Annotated in this window: 19 protein-coding genes and 1 tRNA gene; 10 read left to right on the top strand and 10 right to left on the bottom strand. The window is 44.1% G+C overall.

Going from position 1 to position 21,396, the window contains the following annotated elements:
- From VMW01_17170 to VMW01_17135, 8 genes are all read right to left on the bottom strand, one after another.
- A complete protein-coding gene (locus tag VMW01_17170; GenBank protein ID HUW07973.1) occupies positions 1-1,056 on the bottom strand; it encodes an efflux RND transporter periplasmic adaptor subunit in 1,056 nt (351 codons plus the stop codon).
- A gap of 11 nt (positions 1,057-1,067) precedes the next feature.
- Complete coding sequence (locus VMW01_17165; protein HUW07972.1) at positions 1,068-2,369, bottom strand: TolC family protein; 1,302 nt, start codon at positions 2,367-2,369, stop codon at positions 1,068-1,070.
- A 45-nt stretch (positions 2,370-2,414) separates the two neighbouring features.
- Positions 2,415-2,804 (bottom strand): hypothetical protein, encoded by a 390-nt coding sequence (locus VMW01_17160; protein ID HUW07971.1) that lies wholly within the window; start codon positions 2,802-2,804, stop codon positions 2,415-2,417.
- 2 nt (positions 2,805-2,806) lie between these two features.
- Positions 2,807-3,388 carry a TetR/AcrR family transcriptional regulator gene (locus VMW01_17155; protein ID HUW07970.1) on the bottom strand — a complete coding sequence of 194 codons (582 nt, stop codon included), beginning with the start codon at positions 3,386-3,388 and terminating at the stop codon, positions 2,807-2,809.
- A gap of 51 nt (positions 3,389-3,439) precedes the next feature.
- The gene (locus tag VMW01_17150) at positions 3,440-3,778 is read right to left on the bottom strand and encodes a cupin domain-containing protein (protein HUW07969.1); all 339 of its coding nucleotides are present in this window, start codon (positions 3,776-3,778) and stop codon (positions 3,440-3,442) included.
- Positions 3,779-4,612: 834 nt separating this feature from the next.
- The gene (locus VMW01_17145; GenBank protein HUW07968.1) at positions 4,613-4,990 is read right to left on the bottom strand and encodes a DUF488 domain-containing protein; all 378 of its coding nucleotides are present in this window, start codon (positions 4,988-4,990) and stop codon (positions 4,613-4,615) included.
- 648 nt (positions 4,991-5,638) lie between these two features.
- A tRNA-Leu gene (locus VMW01_17140) sits at positions 5,639-5,722 on the bottom strand.
- Positions 5,723-5,828: 106 nt separating this feature from the next.
- Positions 5,829-8,039 (bottom strand): S9 family peptidase, encoded by a 2,211-nt coding sequence (locus VMW01_17135; GenBank protein HUW07967.1) that lies wholly within the window; start codon positions 8,037-8,039, stop codon positions 5,829-5,831.
- Between the two features lie 274 nt (positions 8,040-8,313).
- Between VMW01_17135 and VMW01_17130 the strand changes: the two genes are divergently transcribed.
- The 9 genes from VMW01_17130 to VMW01_17090 all read left to right on the top strand — a co-directional run bounded on the left by VMW01_17130 (position 8,314) and on the right by VMW01_17090 (position 15,891).
- Complete coding sequence (locus tag VMW01_17130) at positions 8,314-9,006, top strand: hypothetical protein (GenBank protein HUW07966.1); 693 nt, start codon at positions 8,314-8,316, stop codon at positions 9,004-9,006.
- Between the two features lie 145 nt (positions 9,007-9,151).
- Positions 9,152-11,092 carry a threonine--tRNA ligase gene (thrS, locus tag VMW01_17125; GenBank protein HUW07965.1) on the top strand — a complete coding sequence of 647 codons (1,941 nt, stop codon included), beginning with the start codon at positions 9,152-9,154 and terminating at the stop codon, positions 11,090-11,092.
- Between the two features lie 59 nt (positions 11,093-11,151).
- A complete protein-coding gene (gene infC, locus VMW01_17120) occupies positions 11,152-11,700 on the top strand; it encodes a translation initiation factor IF-3 (GenBank protein ID HUW07964.1) in 549 nt (182 codons plus the stop codon).
- Between the two features lie 31 nt (positions 11,701-11,731).
- Positions 11,732-11,926 carry a 50S ribosomal protein L35 gene (gene rpmI / locus VMW01_17115; protein ID HUW07963.1) on the top strand — a complete coding sequence of 65 codons (195 nt, stop codon included), beginning with the start codon at positions 11,732-11,734 and terminating at the stop codon, positions 11,924-11,926.
- A gap of 107 nt (positions 11,927-12,033) precedes the next feature.
- Positions 12,034-12,378: a 50S ribosomal protein L20 gene (gene rplT, locus VMW01_17110; protein HUW07962.1), complete on the top strand. Its 345-nt coding sequence runs from the start codon at positions 12,034-12,036 to the stop codon at positions 12,376-12,378.
- Between the two features lie 132 nt (positions 12,379-12,510).
- The gene (dapB, locus tag VMW01_17105; GenBank protein HUW07961.1) at positions 12,511-13,227 is read left to right on the top strand and encodes a 4-hydroxy-tetrahydrodipicolinate reductase; all 717 of its coding nucleotides are present in this window, start codon (positions 12,511-12,513) and stop codon (positions 13,225-13,227) included.
- A 129-nt stretch (positions 13,228-13,356) separates the two neighbouring features.
- The gene (gene lepB / locus VMW01_17100; protein HUW07960.1) at positions 13,357-14,709 is read left to right on the top strand and encodes a signal peptidase I; all 1,353 of its coding nucleotides are present in this window, start codon (positions 13,357-13,359) and stop codon (positions 14,707-14,709) included.
- Positions 14,710-15,016: 307 nt separating this feature from the next.
- Positions 15,017-15,487, top strand: coding sequence for a hypothetical protein (locus VMW01_17095; GenBank protein HUW07959.1), 471 nt, complete (start codon positions 15,017-15,019; stop codon positions 15,485-15,487).
- Positions 15,488-15,489: 2 nt separating this feature from the next.
- A complete protein-coding gene (locus tag VMW01_17090) occupies positions 15,490-15,891 on the top strand; it encodes a hypothetical protein (GenBank protein ID HUW07958.1) in 402 nt (133 codons plus the stop codon).
- Between the two features lie 37 nt (positions 15,892-15,928).
- Here VMW01_17090 and VMW01_17085 read toward each other — a convergent pair whose 3' ends face one another.
- Entirely contained in the window at positions 15,929-18,349 is a 2,421-nt protein-coding gene (locus tag VMW01_17085) for a carboxypeptidase-like regulatory domain-containing protein (GenBank protein HUW07957.1), read from the bottom strand.
- An 84-nt stretch (positions 18,350-18,433) separates the two neighbouring features.
- Between VMW01_17085 and VMW01_17080 the strand changes: the two genes are divergently transcribed.
- Positions 18,434-19,222: a LuxR C-terminal-related transcriptional regulator gene (locus tag VMW01_17080; protein ID HUW07956.1), complete on the top strand. Its 789-nt coding sequence runs from the start codon at positions 18,434-18,436 to the stop codon at positions 19,220-19,222.
- A gap of 85 nt (positions 19,223-19,307) precedes the next feature.
- Here the strand turns inward: VMW01_17080 and VMW01_17075 are convergent, their stop codons facing one another.
- On the bottom strand, positions 19,308-20,894 hold the full coding sequence (locus tag VMW01_17075; GenBank protein ID HUW07955.1) for an amidase: 1,587 nt from the start codon (positions 20,892-20,894) through the stop codon (positions 19,308-19,310).
- Positions 20,895-21,396 lie beyond the last annotated feature (502 nt).

Raw genomic sequence — 21,396 nt, 5'->3', positions numbered from 1 at the left:
TTATTTCTTGCTAATAAATACATTTGCCCCGTCAAAAAGGTTAATAAATCCGTTAGTTACGATTGTGTCTCCTTTGCTTAAACCACTTGAAATCACTACATTGTTTTGATACCTAGATGAAATGGTGACATTTTGAAGGGTTGTTTTCCAATTCTTCACTTTATAAACCTGTGGTTGAAGGTTGGTTCCAACAATAGAGGAAGCAGGAATGGCGATATGTATTTTACTAGTATCGTTTTTAAATTCTACGTTGCCAAACATCCCTGATTTGATTGTTAAATTTATGGTGTTGCGAACTGAAAACTGCACTGGAAAACTATTTCCTATGTTGGCTTTACTTCCAATCAAAATAACTTTTCCCGACAGCATGGATTGCGGATACGCATCTGCATATAATGAATAACGTTGATCTATTTTGAAATGATCAATCTCCTGCTCAGGTACATTTATCGTAAACTTTAGCATCGAAATATCTGTAATTTGTAGCAATGGTATGCCAGGAGAAGCAAAAGCACCTTCCTCTGTCAACTTTGCGGTAATAATTCCACTAAATGGTGCAACGATGGTTGTTTTATTGATCTGTTCAAGGAGAGTGGCCTTTTGAACTTTAGCCGATTTTAAAGCCAACTCTGTCTTTTCCAGCTGAACACCTTGAATTGCATCAGCATTGGCAAGAATAGTATAGCGATTTACATCAGTTTCCAATCCTTCTATCTGAATTTCAACGGTTTGTAATTGTAATTTCAGCAAGGAGTTATCCAATTGAATTAAAGGTTGGCCCTTCTTAACAGTGCTTCCGAGGTCCACCAGAACTTTATTAATCTTGCCCTGAACCTCGGCACTTACCTTTGTTTCTTTATTTGGTTCAAAGGTTCCGATATAAGAAATATCGTTTTTAATACTCTCCTGTTTTATGATAAGGACCTGAACATTGAGGGCTTGCTCCTTATTGTAATGGAAAACTCTGTTTAACGTGGTTTCTTTATTGCTTTTCAGTCGTATTACCGTTATAGTGATTAACGCTAGTCCTGCAACTATGTAAATTATCTTTTTCATGATTTTCATTCTTATTTGCTAGTGATACTGATGTTTCCTGTCAATTTTTTTAACTCTAAGTCCGCTTTCAAATAATCAATGATGGCGGACAAGTAAGTTTGTTGTGCCTCACGCAAAGCATTGTCGGCTAAAAGCACATCGGTTAATGATGATGTGCCCTCCTTTTGCTGCAAGAGTGTTTGTGCGTAAATGGTTTGTGCCAGAGAAATCTGAGCCTGAGTTGTTTCTACAGATTTTTGGGCAACCATCTTCTGCTGACTTGCATTATCAATTTGCATATTGTTTTGCTCATTGGCTAGGTTCAGCTGTAGTTCGCAATTTTGTAATTCTATTCTCTTTTGATTGATTTTTCGCTTGGTAACAGTTCCATTAAACAAAGGGTAGGATATTTGCATACCGGCAAAGCCAATCGGGTAAAATTTAAGGAAATCGTTGGGTTTCTTATCATAGCCATAGCCCGTTTGTCCATAGGTTCCATATATCGATATGGTAGGTAGTCGTGAGTATTTTAAGGTTTTCAGCTCAGAGGTTACTAATCGTTTCTGAGTTTCGGCGATACGGATATCTACAGTTGATGAACTAATATATTCCTCTCCACTTTGAAAATGGATGTTTTCATCAATTTGAATTACCCGATTAAAGGGAATGCCCATGTTGAATTTCAAGGCATTCAGCACTTGCTCATATTTACTTCGAGTAAGCTCTCTTTGTGTGTATAGCTGCGCCAGCTGTAGTTGAACCTTGCTTACATCAGTACCTTTTGCGAGAAGTTGATCTTTGAGCAATTGAACATTCTGTAATAGTTTAGAGGTGTTGACAAGGTTGCTGTCGGTAAAATCCAACTGATTAAATAAAATCTGAGCATTATAGTATAGGATCGATACATCAAAATAGACCTGTTCCTGCGTTCTTTCGTATTGCAGCTCACTCAATTCTGAAGCAATTTTTGTAGCTTTTATTGCCCCATAAACCTGCGAGCTATACAAGGGCATTGATAGCTGTAAGGTGGTATTTATATTATGGGGGACACCAAATTGTGCTTCCTTAAACGTGCCGGGAGTGCCGCCGAAAACCGATGCAGGCATTAATTGGTAAGGTTGGTCGGTGTAGTATTTATAATCGGCAATGGCATTAACCTTGGGAATTAGATTGGCAGTGGCTTCCTTGTGCTTTTGTACACCTATTAATATCCCATTTCGACCAATCTCCAAATTTTTATTATTTACCAAAGCAGAATCGATACACTGCTGCAAGGTCCAAACCTGAGCATTGCTGGCCGTAGGAAACGTGAGTACAACAAGAGTTGATACCAAAAATATATGTTTGTGAATATTAACTAACATAACATTTAAAATTTTTTAGAACTTCCTTTTATTAACGCTATAATATGATAGGATCATAAAAGTTAGGGTTAGGACTATTCTGAAGATCATAGCACCTATGGTTTTTGTCTCGTATAGTCCCCCTGAGTATATGTGTATGAATAACCCAATAAACGCCATGATGAGAGCAGTTGCTGAAATTCCCAATATTAGGGTTGTCCATTTTTGAGCTCTTATGAATCCGAAAGCTGCAATAATGTATAGGATACTGCACAGGAAGTTTGTCCATACCACCAACAAAACATAGTTGCCTTCATTTGCTCTGATACCGAATAAATCAAATATCACAGAGCTACTTAGGAATAGTGTAAGCAAGCCAAAGGCACTTAGCACTATTGCAATTATATACCGTAGAGTTTTATTCATCGCTATCTGTTTTTAATAATTGTAAGTAGTGAATGTATCATATTATCTCCGTTCCGAGTAATATCAAATTCAAAATTCGCAACCATCCATTTAAACATTTGAAGCTTGAAAGCACCCATTATAATATGCATAAGTTCCTCTGTTGTAATGGCATTTGTAAAGGCTCCTTTTTGTTGCCCATCCATAATTATCGGCATCAAGTGCTTCATTTTTACATTCATTAGTTTCATCAGAATTTCGTTGATGCGCTGGCTTTCTTCCATTAAACCATCGGAGAAAACAGCAACAACAAAATGAGGGTTCTGCTTAAAGAACTTGATTTGCTCTCTAAATAAAGTCTTGAAGTTTTCCTCTGGGTCCGACGTCCAAGCCATATTCGTCAATCGTTTCTCTATATTGTCCGACAAATAGTTAAGCATTGCAATAATAATCTCCTCCTTGCTAGTGAAGTGGCGGTAGATTGCACTTTCAGAAAACTGCATCTCTTTGGCCAGGTTCTTGATTGTCAAACCGCTTATCCCTGAAGTGGTTAATATCTTACTGGCTGCTTCAATAATCTCAAGTTGTCGGGAAGTAATCTCCATTTTGATTAATATTATATGTTGATATTTTTAATCTATTTTTTCCGATACAATCTAATGTGCCCTGTTTAAACTTGCAGGGTTTGGAGCTTTTACTACAAGAATTAGAGCCAGTTCTTTTGAATTATTGCTAATGTAATGTACAATATTCTTAGGGCTTTCGATTAGCGTAGTAGCTTCGCATACTTCACTTTCATCACCAATATGGATGGTAGGCAACCCATCAACAATAAAAAAGAAAACATCAACAGGTGTCTTGTGAGGCTTCAAACTCTCACCGGGTTTTAAGGCCATAAGCGTTGCCTGTGCCGATTCTTTGCTATACAAGTCCCTTACATCAATCATGTGTAGGTTGTCCTTTCTCGGTTGTTCCTGATATTTTGTAATTTTCATATCCCAATAATTAAGCGTTCATAAAACAAGTTAGTGAATATTCGCTCACAAAGATAAGATACAACTATTCGCATATGCAAATATTATAGATAAATTGTGATTATTTTTTGACTAATGGCTTTTTCGGAATGATGAATATTGGCTCTTGTGCTTTTGCCGAAACGTTACCCCACACAAAATCGAGTAGGAGGGGGGATTGTTCTCCCGCCCTCTCGTAACACTCATGCATGCCCTCGCGCATGGCGGTTTCCTTAAATTGGTTTGCGTTCGTAATTTAATGGTGGGTTATTCAAGCCTTGCGCAGCAAACTAGCCTTGCCCATAGCCTGATTAGCTTGTGGGCTATTTGATTTTTGCCAGATTTTTTTTCAAATAACCCAGAAACCCATCTGTTCACAAGGAGATGCATCCGATAAAGTCAAAAATAATCTACGATTAGTAGAGGTTGAAGAATTCCTCTGTAAGAAAATAGTATAGGGCATCAAAAAGGAATAGCTAGCAAATACTTAGGATTAACTTAAATATCTGAATACAGGGAAGGGTAAAGCCAACTTGGACAATAATAGGGAAACCGTTGACAATTACGATCGGGATGATTGGACGGTTGGAGCAATTAGAGCCGATTGACAAGGGCGATCTCCGCAGGGCAGTGGCTTGTAACAAACGGACGGTACATTTTCCCGAACGAAGGTGCCTACCTTTGGTTTAGTCACTATTGCTAGCTGCTGTTCGGCAAATGTAAATTTTAGAGATTTTTCTCTTTAAAATATTGGGCTAGGTCTTAGAATTCGATTAGCGGATCGTGCTTTGCTTCTCTGTCAATCCGCATTTCGTATTACTGTCTTTCATTTTGTTTTTCCCCTTCCGATAAGGGGCTAAACCATTCTTTGAGAACAAGTGCTTCGTTATGCTCTACATCTTTTGCAGCATAAACCAAGGTTACGGTTGCCTTTTTTACCTGCTCATTCAAAAGTGATAACTGTTCTCCATTTTCCTTGAGTTCGTTGCGATAACGCTTCTTGAACTCCTCCCATTTATCGTGATCGTGCCCAAACCATTTCCGAAGTTCTGTACTGGGCGCAATATCCTTTAACCATAAATCAATGCCTGCCTTTTCTTTTGTCAAGCCCCTAGGCCAAAGCCTGTCCACTAGAATGCGCGTCCCGTCTTCTTTAACAGGAATTTCATATACTCTTTTGATTTTGACTTCCATTTATTACCTCTGAACTTTTTAAATGCAATTATGGTTGCTCACTATTTTTTATTACTTCTACCGGGCAACTATCTGCGACGTCCTTTATTTACGCTTCGTGATCAGAAAAGTTCACGACATCAATTACCGCAGCAATGCCTTTGATTACAAAAACTTCCGGACAGATGCCAGCACACTATAGTTAGCCCCAGTTATTGGACAACAAGTTAAGTGATGAATTTAATTCCCTGTGAAAGCAAAACTAAAATAGTAAAATTTTAGCCTTCACCACATACTTTTTTACCATGCCTTAGCGATTCCTTATTTTCCCTCAATGGTGTGCAATAATGTTGAATCGTGGATTATAGTCTTGATGATTATTATTTCAACTTTTCCTACCTTTATTCCTGATTACTGTAGAATAAAATACTTGCGATGCTAAGACGCTTCTCACGGAAAATCGGCCAAATTTTTCAAGAGCAGAGAAGCCAGCAAGCGAACGCACCTAGCAAAGGTGTGTTCCTTTCGCTTTATTAATTTGTATAAGTTGCTACTCTTATATTAAATGTGGTAAAATTGGTAGCGAAATTGGATTCAATGAAACAAACTCCATAATGCAAAAACGCCTTGCAAACTATTTAGTCTACAAGGCGTTATGAAATCTGAGTGTGCCCAAAACAGGACTCGAACCTGCACATCATTGCTGATACTAGTCCCTGAAACTAGCGCGTCTACCAATTCCGCCATTTGGGCTTGCGAGAGTGCAAAAGTATAAAATTTCCCGAATTGCCAACACTCAGAATAAAAAAAAGCGAGGTTCGGCAATGCCAAACCTCGCCAATATTTGAGCGTTGCTCTACTACAAATTCTGAAGCACGTAGTTGTTCAGCTTGGTGTAGAGGTGGTAGCGGGTGTTCCCGCCATAAATGCTATGGTTTTTGTCGGGATAGATCATCATGTCGTACTGCTTATTGGCCTGTATCAACTTCGATACCAGCTCAAAGGTATTTTGCATGTGCACGTTATCGTCGCCGGAGCCATGCACCAAGAGCAGCTTAGCCTTGAGTTCATCCACATGGTTTATTGGCGAGTTGTCGTCGTAGCCAGAGGCATTGTCCTGTGGTAGTCCCATAAAGCGCTCGGTGTAGATAGTATCGTAGTAGCGCCAGTTGGTCACCGGTGCAACGGCAATACCCATCTTAAACACGTCGTTGCCCTTCATCAGCGAGGTAAGGGTCATAAATCCGCCGTAGCTCCAGCCCCAAATACCAATGCGTGCAGAGTCGACGTAGGAGAGGCTCTGCAGGTATTTGGCAGCCTCCACCTGATCGATGGTTTCGTACTTACCCAGCTGGCCATAGGTCATCTTGCGGAACTCCTCACCACGAGCACCTGTTCCGCGGGGGTCAACGCAGGCAACAATGTAGCCTTCGGAGGCCAGCACCTCATCCCAGCCAATGCCCCAACGATCGAGCACCTCCTGAGAGTCGGGACCGCTATACTGCGTCATCATCACTGGGTAGTGGCGGGTAGAATCAAAGTTGGCAGGTTTAACCATGTAGCCATTTAGCACAACACCCTCTGCTGTTTTAAAGGTGTAGAAAGTTTTGGTTGGCAGCACATATTTTGTGAGCAGCTCCTTGAGTTTGGCGTTATCCTTAAGCACACGAATCAGCTTACCGTTGGCCGAGTGCAGCGTAACCAGCGGTGGCGTTGTGATGGACGAATAGGTGTTGATGTAGTATTTACATCCGGTGGAGAAAATGGCAGAGTTAGTTCCCTCTTGCTCGGAGAGCTTATGCTTCTTGGTGCCATCCAACTTAATTGCATACACGTTTCTGCGCAGTGGCGACTCCTCGGCAGCTTGGTAGTAAACCAGCTTGGCCTTGGGGTCGAAGCCCAGAATTGCAGTTACGTCCCAATTGCCGGATGTAACCTGATGTAGCTGCTTACCGGTGATGTCGTAGTGGTAAATATGCCTCCAACCGCTCTTCTCGCTGGTGATGATAAATTCCTTGGAGTCGGGTGTAAAGGTGAGGTAGCTGTCGTCGACCTCCTCAATGTAGCGGCTATTCTTCTCCTGATAGGCAATGGTTGAAGCACCATTATCCGGATCGGCCAGCATAATGTCGAGCTGGTTTTGAAGCCTATTCATGCGAATCATGGAAAGCTTGGCGGCATCAGGTGTCCACTTTATGCGGGCGATATACTGATCGGTTTCCGGACCCACATCCATCTTAACGGTTTTGCCATTTTCGAGGGTGTAGACCTGGATGGTCACTATGGAATTTTTTTCACCTGCCTTTGGATACTTAAAGGTGTAGTTGATGGGGTAAAGCTTATGCTCATACATGGTCATGTTGAACAATGGCACCTGCGACTCATCAAACCGGTAGTAGGCAATGCGGCGGCTATCGGGCGACCAGGTAAATCCCTTTGCAAAGCCAAACTCCTCCTCGTAAACCCAATCGGTGGCACCATTAATTATCTTATTGTATTCCCCGTCGGTGGTCAGCTGCTGCTCCTTACCAGTGGCCAGGTCCACAAGAAAAAGGTTATTGTTACTAACAAAAGCTACCCTTGTACCATCGGGCGATAGCGTGGCCAGCTCCTGCTTTTCACCGGTGGAGACTGGTGTAAGCGTTTTTGTTTTTGTGTCGAAGATGTAGTAGTAAGCCTTAAAAGAGCGCCGGAATATGGGCTCCGAGTTTGTGGTGATCACAATTTTGCTCTCGTCGGAGCTGAGGTCGTAGCCCTCAATGGATTTGATTTGAGCATCGGCAGCCGCTTTTTGGTTTGCAGCTGCAACGTACGGCGCATTGACGGAGAAAAGCGTATCAACCGCATCACCCGTTTTAAAGGAGTGCTTTACAATAAATTCGCCGTGGCCCTCCACGCTGGTGTAGAATTCACCATCGTTCATGGAGTTAATACCGTAGACTAGCTGTGGGGTGAAAAGTCGTTTTTGAACAACATTTTCCAGGTTTAAGCTCTGCTTTTGAGCAACTCCCTGCAATGATAAAAGCGAAAGGACAAGCCCAAGGCCTAATCCCAATTGAATTTTCTTCATAGCGTGGATTTTGATAATGCCTATTGGAATGAAATTAGAGGCACAGGTTTAACGCACCCCGGCACAACATTACTAAAGAAATTGGAAAGTTGCAAATTCTAAATAGAGTGACTCATATTCTAGATTAATCTGATATCTAATCACTTTGAATAGCGATGCAACTACGTAATGCCGTACATTTGATTTAAGAAAAATGCGAAACTTCCCTTTTTATGAAGTTACTGACTACAATTCATAATAACGATAAAACACCTAAAAAGTAAATTCAGAGACTATGAAAACAAAGACACTTTTAATTGGAATAGCTTTATTGGCCGCTCCATTCATAATGAAGGCACAGAACTGCGACACCTACTTCCCATACAAGAAGGGGTTGATACTCGAGCAGCAGACATTTAACGCCAAGAACAAGCTTACAGGCAGCGTAAAACAGATGGTTACCGACATCTCCGTAACCGCAGCAGGCAAGAAGGTTGACCTAAAGAGTGATTTTTTCGACGATAAAGGAAAAGCCGCCGGCACTGCAAACTACAGTGTAACCTGCAAGGGAGGGGTAATCATGATTGACATGCGCAACTACATGGATGCAAAGTCGAGGGAATCCTTCTCGGGTGCCAATGTAACCATAGAAGGAACACCGCTGGATTTGCCCACAGTGCTCACTCCGGGTCAAAAGCTGCCCGATGGCAACATGACCATCAAGATGACAATGGAAAATTCACCCATCGCCATGAACATGGAGATGAAAATCTACAATAGAAAGGTGGAGGGGACGGAATCGATAACCACTCCGGCAGGAACCTTCGAGTGCTTCAAAATCAGCTACAATGTGGATGTGAAGATGATGTTTACAATGACTACCAAAGGAGTTGAATACTACTCCAAGGAGTATGGTTTGATTAAGTCGGAGAGTTACGACAAGAACGGAAAACTCGCCAGCTATACCATTCTTAGCAAAATAGAATAGTCAGGTGCATACTCATTGATAGGCCCGGCTACCCGGGCCTTTTTTTTTGTAACCAAAAAAAATAAACGAAACCCAACGCTTCAAACACCATAGTTAAGGTCAAACTGCTATCTTTGTAGTTTTTGAAGCAAACAATTGCTACACTATGATAAAGATTACTTTTCCAGACAACAATGTTAGGGAATTCCCGGCAGGAGTTACCGGGATGGAAATTGCCAAAAGCCTAAGCGATAGGTTGGCAAAGGAAGTATTGTCGATTACGGTAAATGGTCAAGTTTTGGACCTCACTCGTCCAATCACCCAGGACTCAACAATAAAGCTACATAAATGGGACGATGAACAGGGCAAGCATGCCTTTTGGCACTCCTCTGCTCACTTGATGGCCGAAGCGCTAGAAATCACATTTCCAGGCGTAAAGCTAGGCATTGGCCCGGCCATTGAGAACGGATTTTATTACGATATTGACCTTGGCGACAGGAGCATTACTGAAGCCGACCTCGTTCAGGTGGAAGAAAAGATGGTGGAGCTAGCCCGCGAAAAGCAGGAGTTTGTTCGCCGCGATGTTACCAAAGCTGAGGCATTGAAAACCTACACCCAAAAGGGCGATCCCTACAAGGTGGAACTAATCAACGACCTGCAGGATGGAACTATCACCTTCTATACCCAGGGCCAGTTTACCGACCTTTGCCGTGGTCCGCACCTTCCCGATACCAGCTATATTAAGGCCGTAAAGCTTCTAAGCATTGCCGGTGCTTACTGGAGAGGAAATGAAAACAACAAGATGTTAACCCGCATCTATGGTATCACTTTTCCACAAAAGAAGCTGCTCGACGAGTATCTCCTAATGCTGGAAGAGGCCAAAAAGAGAGACCATCGCAAGCTCGGTAGAGAGCTGGAGCTCTTCACCTTTTCGCAGCGTGTTGGACAGGGATTGCCATTGTGGCTGCCCAAGGGTGCCCAGCTGCGCGAACGTCTCGAGAACTTTCTTAAAAAGGTTCAGCGGAAGTATGGCTACGAGCAGGTAATCACCCCACACATTGGCAACAAGGACCTCTATGTAACATCAGGTCACTACGCCAAGTATGGAAAGGATTCTTTTCAGCCAATTCACACACCGGAGGAGGGAGAGGAGTTTCTTTTAAAACCAATGAACTGTCCGCACCACTGCGAAATATATAAATTCAAACCACGGTCATACAAGGATCTCCCCATTCGCTTTGCCGAATTTGGAACGGTTTACCGTTACGAGCAGAGCGGCGAGCTGCATGGTCTTACCCGTGTGCGGGGCTTTACCCAGGACGACGCTCACATCTTCTGCCGCCCCGACCAGCTGAAGGACGAGTTTAAGAAGGTTATCGATATTGTGCTTTACATTTTTAAAACGCTCGATTTTGAAAATTTCACCGCACAGATTTCGTTGCGTGACCCCAACAATACCGAGAAGTATATTGGTAGCGATGAGAACTGGGAAAAAGCAGAGCGAGCCATCATTGAGGCCTCTGCGGAAAAAGGCTTAACCACCACAACCGAATTGGGTGAGGCTGCCTTTTACGGACCAAAGCTCGACTTTATGGTAAAGGATGCCATTGGACGTAAGTGGCAGCTGGGAACCATCCAGGTAGATTACAATTTGCCTGAACGCTTCGAACTGGAGTACATCACCAGCGACGATAGACGCGAGCGCCCCATCATGATTCACCGCGCACCGTTTGGTTCAATGGAGCGATTTGTGGCTGTCCTTCTGGAGCATACCGCTGGCAAATTTCCACTATGGCTAACTCCCGATCAGGTTGCTATCTTGGCAATCAGCGAAAAGTATAATGATTACGCAAAAAAAGTTTCATTATTCCTAAATAATTACGATATTCGCACCCTGATTGACGACCGGAACGAGAAGATTGGTAAGAAGATAAGGGACAATGAGTTAAAAAAGATTCCCTTTATGCTTATCGTAGGTGAAAAGGAGGAGGCTGACTCTACAGTTGCCGTTCGACGTCAAGGTGAGGGTGATAAGGGCAGCATGACAATGGAAGATTTTGCAAAGTTCCTGACCCAAGAGGTGGCGAAGGAAGTTGAAGAAATATAAGTTTAACCAACGACGGAGGACTAAACATAGCACAACTATTCAGACCCGGAAGAGGTAATATGCCAAGACCCGGGCAGCAAAAGGACCAACAGCATGCCATCAACGAGGGCATTCGTGCTCCAATGGTTAGGGTTGTAGGAGAGAACATTGAGAATCCAGGTGTTTTCCCTGTTAAAGAGGCAGTACAAATGGCTCTGGATCTTGAGCTTGACTTGGTTGAAATTTCACCAAACGCCGATCCGCCTGTTTGCCGAATTGTTGATTATCAGAAGTTTCTGTATCAGCAAAAAAAGAAGCAGAAGGAGCTAAAAGCAAAAGCCTCGAAGATTGTTGTCAAGGAGATTCGGTTTGGACCAAATACCGATGAGCATGATTACAACTTTAAGCTGAAGCACGCTGAGAAATTCCTTCAAGAGGGAGCCAAGGTGAAGGCTTTCGTATTCTTCAAGGGTCGTTCTATCCTCTTTAAAGAGCAGGGAGAAATTTTACTTCTCCGCTTTGCTCAGGATTTGGAGGAGGCTGGAAAGGTTGAGCAACTTCCAAGGTTGGAGGGCAAGCGAATGATTATGTTCATTGCTCCAAAGCCGGTGGTAGTAAAGAAAAAGTAATGGTGGTTTAACAAATAAATATCAGACTTAAATGCCAAAGATGAAGTCAAATTCCGGCGCAAAGAAGAGATTTTCTTTGACCGGAACCGGAAAGGTGAAAAGAAAACATGCCTTCAAGAGCCACATCCTTACCAAGAAGTCTACAAAAAGGAAGAGATTCCTTACGCATACTGACACGGTAAGCAAGGTGGATACAAAAAGAGTTAAAGCTCTTCTTGCAAAGTAGTATTCTGTTACTTTTCTGATTAGAGAAATTTTTACTTTAGTTTTAACCGAGTGAACTAGCAACTAAGTGCCATTTAAGGCCGCTAATCATTCAAAAATCGAAAAAAAATGCCAAGGTCAGTAAACGCGGTTGCGTCGAGAGCTAGAAGGAAAAAAATCCTCAAACAAACCAAAGGGAACTTTGGCGCTAGAGGTAATGTGTACACGGTAGCAAAAAATACCCTTGAGAAAGGTTTAGGCTACGCATACCGTGACCGTAAAAAGAAAAAGGGAATCTACCGCGGTATCTGGATTCAGAGAATCAACGCGGCTGTAAGAGCGCACGGAATGACTTATTCCGAATTCATGGGAATGGTTGCTAAAAAAGGTATCGCCATTAACCGTAAGGTATTGGCCGACCTCGCAATGAACCACCCCGAGGCATTCGATGCCATTGTTAAGCAGGTAAAATAGGCACCTTACAAACGACTCCGGTCTTTGTAATACAGCATACAAGCTAGTTCCGGTTAGCTAAAAAACGCAAAAAGGGCTTTGGTAAAGGCCCTTTTTTTTATCTTTATCCGAATTTTCAGAAAAACTGCAAGGATGAAAATAGCCCTCATTGGGTACGGCAAGATGGGTCGGGAAATTGAGACCATTGCCAAAGAACGACACCATGAAGTGGCTCTAATTATCGACCAAGATAATTTGGCCGATCTCACCGCCGAAAAGCTTGCCGCTGTGGACGTGGCCATTGAGTTTACCTCCCCTAAATCCGCCTATCAGAATGTTGTTTCCTGCCTCAATGCTGGCAAACCCATAGTATCGGGTTCAACTGGCTGGGTCGAACATTTTCCCGATGCCGCAGCACTTTGTAAGCAGCTTGGAGGAACGCTCTTTTACTCCTCCAACTACAGCTTGGGTGTAAACATATTTTTTCGGGTGAATCAGCTCCTTGCTTCCCTTATGGGGAAAGCGCAAGGGTATTCCGTTGCCGTGGAGGAGATTCACCACACGCAAAAACTTGATGCCCCATCTGGAACGGCCATTACCCTTACCGAACTTATATCAAAGGAGCTTCCCGGCATGGATGGATGGGTTCTCGCCCCCCAAAAAGCTGAAAACAAAATTTCCATTACATCACACCGCGAAGGCAGCGTTCCAGGCACCCATAGCGTTGTTTATGCATCGGATGTGGACGAGATTACCTTTACCCATGCCGCAAAAAGCCGCAAGGGGCTTGCCCTTGGTGCCATATTAGCGGCAGAATTTGTAATAGATAAAAAAGGTGTGTTTGGTATGACCGATTTGCTTAAGCTATAGTTACGGTTAAATGCAACACGGCTTCAACAAAATAGGTGTAATGGACCTGATCTACAAGTCTTGTCTTGAGGATGGGAATCTGTTCAAAGATTAGAATTTAGTCTGAAATTATAACTAACTGACATACGCATGAAAAGCATTTTAGCCTTTCTTAAAACCAAGTATTTCAAGTTTAGCCTCACATCGCTCATTTTTGTGCTATGGGTGGTTTGGATTGGGAACTACTACCTCCTAATCGGGCTGGGCATCATTTTTGACTACTACATAACTCAAAAGGTAAACTGGACCTTCTGGAAGAAGAGAAACGTGGAAAAGGGCAAGCGCAGCTCTGCGGCTGAGTGGGTTGATGCACTTATTTTTGCAGCCATTGCGGCCACACTTATTCGAATGTTTTTCATTGAGGCCTACACCATTCCCACCTCCTCCATGGAGAAGTCGTTGCTGGTTGGAGACTACCTGTTTGTGAGCAAGGTTGCTTACGGCCCCAAGCTGCCCAACACCCCAATCTCCTTTCCTTTTGTTCATCACACACTCCCACTTACCAGTTCAACCCCCTCGTTTGTGGATTGGATTCAGTGGCCATATAAAAGACTTCTTGGTTTTGGCCATGTTAAGCGGAACGACGTAGTGGTGTTCAACTTTCCAGAGGGAGACACCGTAATGCTCGATGACCCAAATGGAGACTATTACACCGCTTGCCGGCAGTATGGGCGCGACTACATTTGGCAGAACTTTAAAAATAGAATTATTTACCGTCCAGTTGATAAGTGTGAAAACTACGTGAAGCGCTGCGTGGCCATACCCGGAGACACCATTCAGGTAATCCACGATTCAGTATTTATCAACGGGAAACCACAAGTTGATATTCCCGGCTTGCAGTACCACTACTTTGTGAGAACCAACGGAACTCGAATCAACGATATTTATCTCGACCAGATGGGCATTCCCGACGACGAGAGAACGTTCAACCCAAGCAACTCCTCCTACGACCAGCTGCACCTCTCCGCCGAGAATGTGGAGCAGATGAAGCAGCTTCCCAACGTGGTTTCGGTGGACAAGTATGAGGATACAGCCATTGGGCAGATGACCAAAATGATATTTCCATTTAGCAGCGATTACCCCTGGACCGAGGACTTCTTTGGCCCGCTGTGGATACCCAAAAAAGGAGCAACTGTTGAACTTACGCTGAAGAATTTACCCATATACAACCGGATTATTAAGGTGTACGAGCACAATACGCTGGAGGTAAAGGATTCCTCTATCTACATTAACGGCGAAAAGGCTGACCACTACACCTTTAAGATGGATTACTACTTTATGATGGGCGACAACCGGCACAACTCCGCCGACTCCCGCTTCTGGGGATTTGTTCCTGAGGATCATATTGTTGGTAAAGCATCATTCATCTGGCTATCGCTCAACAAGGATAAATCGTTTCCATCAAATATTCGCTGGAGCAGAATGTTCAGCATTATTCGCTAGCGATCAGACTATAATATAAGAAGAGGGTGCTTCAAATTTTGAAGCACCCTCTTTTTTTATCCTCCTAATCACCAGTGAAGCTGTCACCGTGGTAAACATTCTCCAGCGTGTAAATGTTGATTATGCTGAATTTAAACTTTGTCACAGCTGGTCAAATCAGTTATTAGTCCACAGTAAAGTATAACACATTCAGGATCAATGCCATTACCTAATTGCAGCAACACTGACTGGAAAATATCCACTGAAACTCCCTTCAACGGTGGAATGTAACTCGATCTGAATTATTACTAACCAACATATTGTAATTATGATTACCGTTAATATTCCATCAAAGCAAAAATTAGAAGCAGAGCATCTAGTTTTAGACGTTAATGGAACACTTGCCAATGATGGCAAAATCGATCCTGAGACAATCAACCTGCTAAAGCTGCTGGAGAGTAAAATTGCTATTCATGTAGTTACCGCCGACACGTATGGCACTGCAAGGAATGAGCTAAAGGAAATTAGCTGCAAGATTAAAATTTTAAGCAGTGGGCAGCAAGACAAGCAGAAAAAGAAGTACGTCACCAAGCTTGGGAAAGATCGCACCATCGCCATTGGCAATGGGCTGAATGATGCCCTAATGCTAAAAACTGCCTCATTAAGCATTGGCCTTATTCAGCTGGAGGGAGCATCAATGAAATGCCTGATTCATGCCGATGTTGTTTGCACAAACATTAACCATGCTCTTGGGCTACTGCTCAACCCAATGCGCCTTATTGCCACCCTGCGAACCTAGCAATGAGTAAAATACCTCTATCCGCAAATCACAGGCGTTCCATTTCGTCATCGCTTCTTTTGGTTGAGAAATACGTTAACGAAATTGAGCAGGTGCTGAGCAATCCAAGTAAGTTGACTATGTATCGAATTGTCAACAATGTTGATGAGCAACGCATTAGCAATTGCATGTTGATTGCAAAAGAAATTAAGGCCTACATTGGTGAATTAGCTAAGAAATATACACTAGCACCCACAGAGGTTGATATCCAAAGGGTGATTTCCTCCAAAAAAGCTGCCATGTGGGAGATACTCTGCGATACCAACTCAAGCCGGCTTAAGGGCTTTGGACTATTTCCGGTGGAGATCGCAGATGAGTTCGATTCCGATATCGAAAGGCTCCAAAAAATGGTTGAAGAAATTTAAATATCACTTTCTCAAATAGGGGAGACACTCCATTACATTAAAACTCCAACTTGTAGCTGATATTGGGAACCATTACCGCCTCCGACTCCATCTCTGGACGTCCAGTCTGGAGATTCATTCGGTAACCATAGTATTCCTTCGCACCCAAGAGGTTTAGTATTTTAACAGACCATGTGGAGGCGTGGCTTTTCCTATTGATTCGGTAGCTTACAGTAAGATCGCAGCTCACAATATCGGGCTTACGGTTAGCAAAGGCATGGTTCTCATCGTAGATCACTTCACCCGATGCAACAGAGGCACCGTAATCAAGCGGAGAAATATGGTCGCCACCAAAGGCACTAATGCGGGCGTTGACGCCAAGCACGTTTGCCTTGCTGCGGCCAACCATCCACTCCTTTCCTCCGAGCAAGTTCGTCACGTAACGCTTATCGTAGCGGGTGCTTCGCCATACACCATCACCACTGCTATTGCGCGACTCAAATAGGGAGGCGGTGAACAGAAAGTAGTAACCATTCCTGAGAAAGCGTTCCAGCGTAACATCGACACCATAATTTCGCCCCTTACCCGAGTTTGAAAGGGAGTCGCTGAAGAACCAATCCTTCTCAAGATTAAGCACGCTCCAAGAGCTATCGGGTATTACCGGAATATTGTAGAGCTGCTGATAGTAAGGCTCTACCTTCAAGCGCATAGTTGAGGAGATGGCCAAATCGTAGCTCAACACTAGGTGGTTTGCCCGAGCCATCTTAAGCTTGGTGTTGGGTTGAGTAATACCCGAAGCATATTCATGCTCCAACAGGTATAGCTGAAGCATCTCCAAACGGCTATGGTTCCCGTATGCAATGCCAATGCTGCTCCGCTTGCCCAATGCAGCACGAATACCAATCCGTGGCTCAAGCGTTGTTTCCCCATTGAGCGTGAAATGCTGTGTATGAACACCCGCATTTACCGTTAGCCAGAATACCGGTTCCCACTTCCACTGCGAATATGCCTGCAGTAGCCAACGATTTCCGCGGTCATTGACAACGGTATCGAGAGGAAGGGTGGCTCCGGGAGAGTGAATAAGCTTAATCCGGTAGCTCAACAAGTTAGCGGAGATGCCCGTTTTGGTTACCAAAGTAGGGCTAAACTTATGGGTAACAAAGCTATTGAACGAATAGCGTAGTTCCCGCCCTTCCACGTCCTGCTTGCGTGCAAGAAGCAGATCGTGGTTAAGGCTATCGAGCGTGGAGGTGATTCCATTACCCGATACCGCCACCGTGGTATTGAATAGCGATTGCCCTACGGAACGACGAAAGGTTAGCCCCATTGCTCCGTTAAACAGGTTATTTACCCCCTTCTCTCTATCCTGATTGAATTCCCACTTCAGCGAGTCGGTTTCAGCCTTTTGCGGTGATTTATCTCCGGCAAGAAGTCCCCAGAACGAGATGGTTCCGCCACTATTTTTTAAGGGAAAGTTCAGCTTATAGGAGAGGTCCTGATACCTGATTCCACCAGCATCTTCTGGAAGAAAGGAAGATATGAGGCTGAATGTGGAGTAGCGGTAGTTGAAAAGGTAGGTTGAACTACCACCCTTACGAAAAGGGCCCTCCGAGGAGAAGTCCAACCCAATGGTTCCAACCTGAACGGTAGACTCACGCCTATCGGAGTTACCTGTTCGCAACCTTAGGTCGAAAACGCCCGAAAGGGCATCGCCATACTCTGCCGGAAATGCACCGGTAAAAAAGTCGGAGTTGGAAAGCATCATGCTGCTAAGGGCTGTAATGCCTCCGGCGCCAAAGGTGGTAATATTGGCAAAGTGGCTGGGATTGGAGATTTCTACCCCCTCCAGCTGCCAAAGCAGTCCCTGCGGAGAGTTGCCTCGGATGGCAATACCATTTCCGCTGAAATTACCCGCCACCCCTGCAAAAGCAGTGGCAAGCCGAGCCGGATCGTCAAGCCCACCTGCATAGCGCTGCGACTCCTCAACGCTAAGCTGACGAGCGCTAAGCGTGGCCATAGAATTTAGTGGTCGTTCCTTATTGCTCCCAGCCTTAACCACCACCGCATCCATTGCCACAGCAGCTTCCTTAAGCCCCAAATTTAGCACAACCTCTTTCCCAGAACCCACCATAACTTCACGTGCGGTAAAGGTTTCGTAACCAACAAAACTTACCTGAATATCGTAACGCCCAACGGGCACGTTGGGAATGCGAAAATTCCCATTCGCATCGGTAACTGTGCCCAAAACAGGATCGGTATGCAGCACCACCACCGTGGCTCCCGGAAGCGAAACCTGCGTTTCTCGATCCATCACAGTTCCCTTTATTGTTTGAATGGGTTGCTGCGCCCATCCTGCTAAAATACTGGAATTGAAAAGCAACACTGCTGCAAAAAGAAAACGTAGGCAGCTGCTTACACCATCTAGCAACCCTTTAACCATGAGAGTAAGCGAATCAATAGTATCTCTAAGTCGTTCCATTTTACTATTTTTGATAAATAATTAATACAGAACAAAGGTCATTTATCACGCCGATAACATCAATACTGATAAATCAGTAATTTCATGGATAATAGGCTTCAGAATTTGCATAAGGAATATGACCGGATAATGAATCAACAGGAGTTTTCACCCGTCGATCTGGATTACTCGCTGTTAAAAAAGCATATTGAGATGCTCCAGCTGGTGGATATTATTGAAACCAGCGCTATCTCCATTTTCGATCTATACCAGCGGAAGCACCTATACCTGTCGAAACGCTACGAATCGGTATTTGGGTGGAAAATAGAGGAAGCCCACGCTGAGGGTAACGACTACATGAACCGGCGTATCCACCCTGACGACTTTTTGAGCATGATGGAGGCCGGCAACTTCTACATGCAGTTTGCCATTGACCTACCAACTGAGGAAAAGAAAAACTACAAACTGCTATCCGACTACCGTATTCTGAGTTCAGGAGGGAAATATATTCGGGTGATTGAACAGCAAATGGCGCTTGAACTGGACAAACGAGGCAACGTTTGGCTGGCGCTTGGACTCATGGATATTTCCCCGGATCAGGATTTGGACGCCCCGGTACGTAGCAGGCTGGTAAACCTAAAAACGGGAGAACTCTTCCTTTTTCCTATCCCAAGTATGGAGGAGAATCTGCCTCTAAACCTGAGCAAACGGGAGAAGGAAGTTCTTGGGCTTATAGCCAAAGGCCTGATAAGCAAGGAAATTGCCGACAAGCTCTATATAAGCGTAAACACCGTAAATACGCACCGACAGCGGATTATTGAAAAGTTGGAGGTTAGCAACTCTGCCGAGGCAATACAGTACGCTGTTATGCACGGTATTATTCCGCCTCATTAAGGACGATTGTAACCAACGGCAGGGTGATAAATGCATAGATGCACAAATTTCACCTCATAGCTAGACTTGAAAATCTGACCTCCTTTTACTCTTTAAACTCAGGCTTCATTCTATGCTTTGTTGCTTGCTCGTAGGCATAGGCAATCTCTATCAATGTGGGCTCACACCAAGCCTTCCCAATGAATGATACCCCTACCGGAAGGCCATCAATAAAGCCCATGGGTTCCGAAATGGTTGGGTAACCTGCAATGGCAGCATAGGAAGAGCTGCTTCCAAGAATGTTATCACCGTTTACCTCATCGGTTTTCCACGCCGGGCTTCCTGTTGGAGCCATGAGTGCATCGAGATTGTTGGCCTTCATCACCTTGTCGATGCCATCTTGCCGCATTGCTTTGAGCATGAGAGCAAGGGATTTCTTATACTCCGGGCTATTCAAATCGCCCTTCGATTGTGCCAATAACAATAGATGCTGGTCGAAGAATCTTAGCTCAACGGAATCGGTCTTGTTAAATTCGATGAGCTGCTCAAGGCTTTTTACAGGCGCATTGCTGCCAAGCGATTTAAAGTAGCTGTTCAGTCCATCCTTGAATTCATACAGCAAAACCTGAAACGATGCTGCCTCTACGCTACCATCGATGGGCATATTTACCTCCACTATTTCAGCCCCGGCACTCTTCATATCCTTCACTGCCTTTTGCATCAATTCGTCCACCTTGAAGTGAAATCCTGACACGTTGGTCAGTAGCCCAATTCTCTTGCCTTTAAGGCCATCTTTCTTCAGAAATTGGGTGTAATCGGTATAGAACTTGGCATCGGGCTGAAGGGTTTTAGAATCGGAGGAGTCACGCCCCACCATTGCACCCAAGCAAGTGGCTATATCCTCCACCGATCGTGCCATGGGGCCGGGGGTATCCTGTGTAAAGGAGATGGGGATTATGCCCGTTCTGCTAATAAGGCCTACCGTGGGTTTGAGCCCCACAATGCCGTTATTGTTTGATGGACATACAATGGAGCCGTTGGTTTCGGTCCCAATGGCAAACTCACACAAATTGGCCGAAACGGCTACTCCCGACCCGGCGCTTGAACCGCAAGGGTTCCGATCGAGCTCATAGGGGTTTCTTGTTTGTCCTCCATATCCACTCCATCCGCTCGAGGAGAAGCTTGATCTAAAATTAGCCCATTCGCTAAGATTTGATTTCGCTATAATAATTGCCCCTGCTGCTCTCAGCTTGGCGGCAATCCAGCTATCCCTGCCAACGAATGAGTTTTTTAGAACTACTGCACCAGCCGTTGTGGGCATGGAATCCTTTGTATCTATATTGTCCTTTAAAATTACCGGAACTCCAAACAACGGACCTTGGGGCTTTCCCTCTTTCATCTCCCTGTCGAGCTCTTTGGCAATCTTAATGGCATCGGGATTTATGGCGATAATAGCATTTAAGGTTGGGCCACTCTCGTCGATCGTCTCAATTCTACTTAGGTAATCGCTAACCACCTGCTCAACGGTGAACTTACCCTCCTTGTACCCTTGCTGCAGCTGGGCAATGGTTATCTCCTCAAGATAGGTGGTGTTGTCCTCTTTCTCTTCGGCTTTTTGGTTGCACGATGTGACCACAGAGGCCATAAGTATAGTAAACATTGCCATTACTAAAACGGTGGAGAATCTTTTCATGGTGCTTTGTTTTAGGTTTTGAGTATGACCAAGATACGAATATTCTGGTTTAATGCATGAAAGACGATTGAAAGGCGTTGAGTCGGATGATGTAAAACGATTTGGAAATTTGAGAATTGAAAAAATGGGAAAGCAGCCAAATATCTTTCAAATATTGCGGTGCATGGAGGGCAGGTAGATTTAAACAACCTTATGTGCGTGCACCGCTTGCTCTTGGTGTGGCTTGCTTACCCCGGGCTTAAGCCCGGGGCTATTCATATTAAACCGCTTCGCGGTTTGCCGGTTTGTTGGTAGACGCACGATCGTGCGTCTCTACATTCTCTTAATTCTTTAACCTCGTTGTCGCGGGATCTTCGCTTCGCTAAGACTTCTTCTAACTTCTTCTAACTTCTTCTAACTTCTTCTAACTTCTTCTAACTTCTTCTAACTTCTTCTAACTTCTTCTAACTTCTTCTAACTTCTTCTAACTTCTTCTAACTTCTTCTAACTTCTTCTAACTTCT

Origin of the sequence: Williamwhitmania sp., assembly GCA_035529935.1 — a bacterium.
Lineage (GTDB): Bacteria > Bacteroidota > Bacteroidia > Bacteroidales > Williamwhitmaniaceae > Williamwhitmania.
This window is presented reverse-complemented; position numbering and strand designations above follow the sequence as displayed.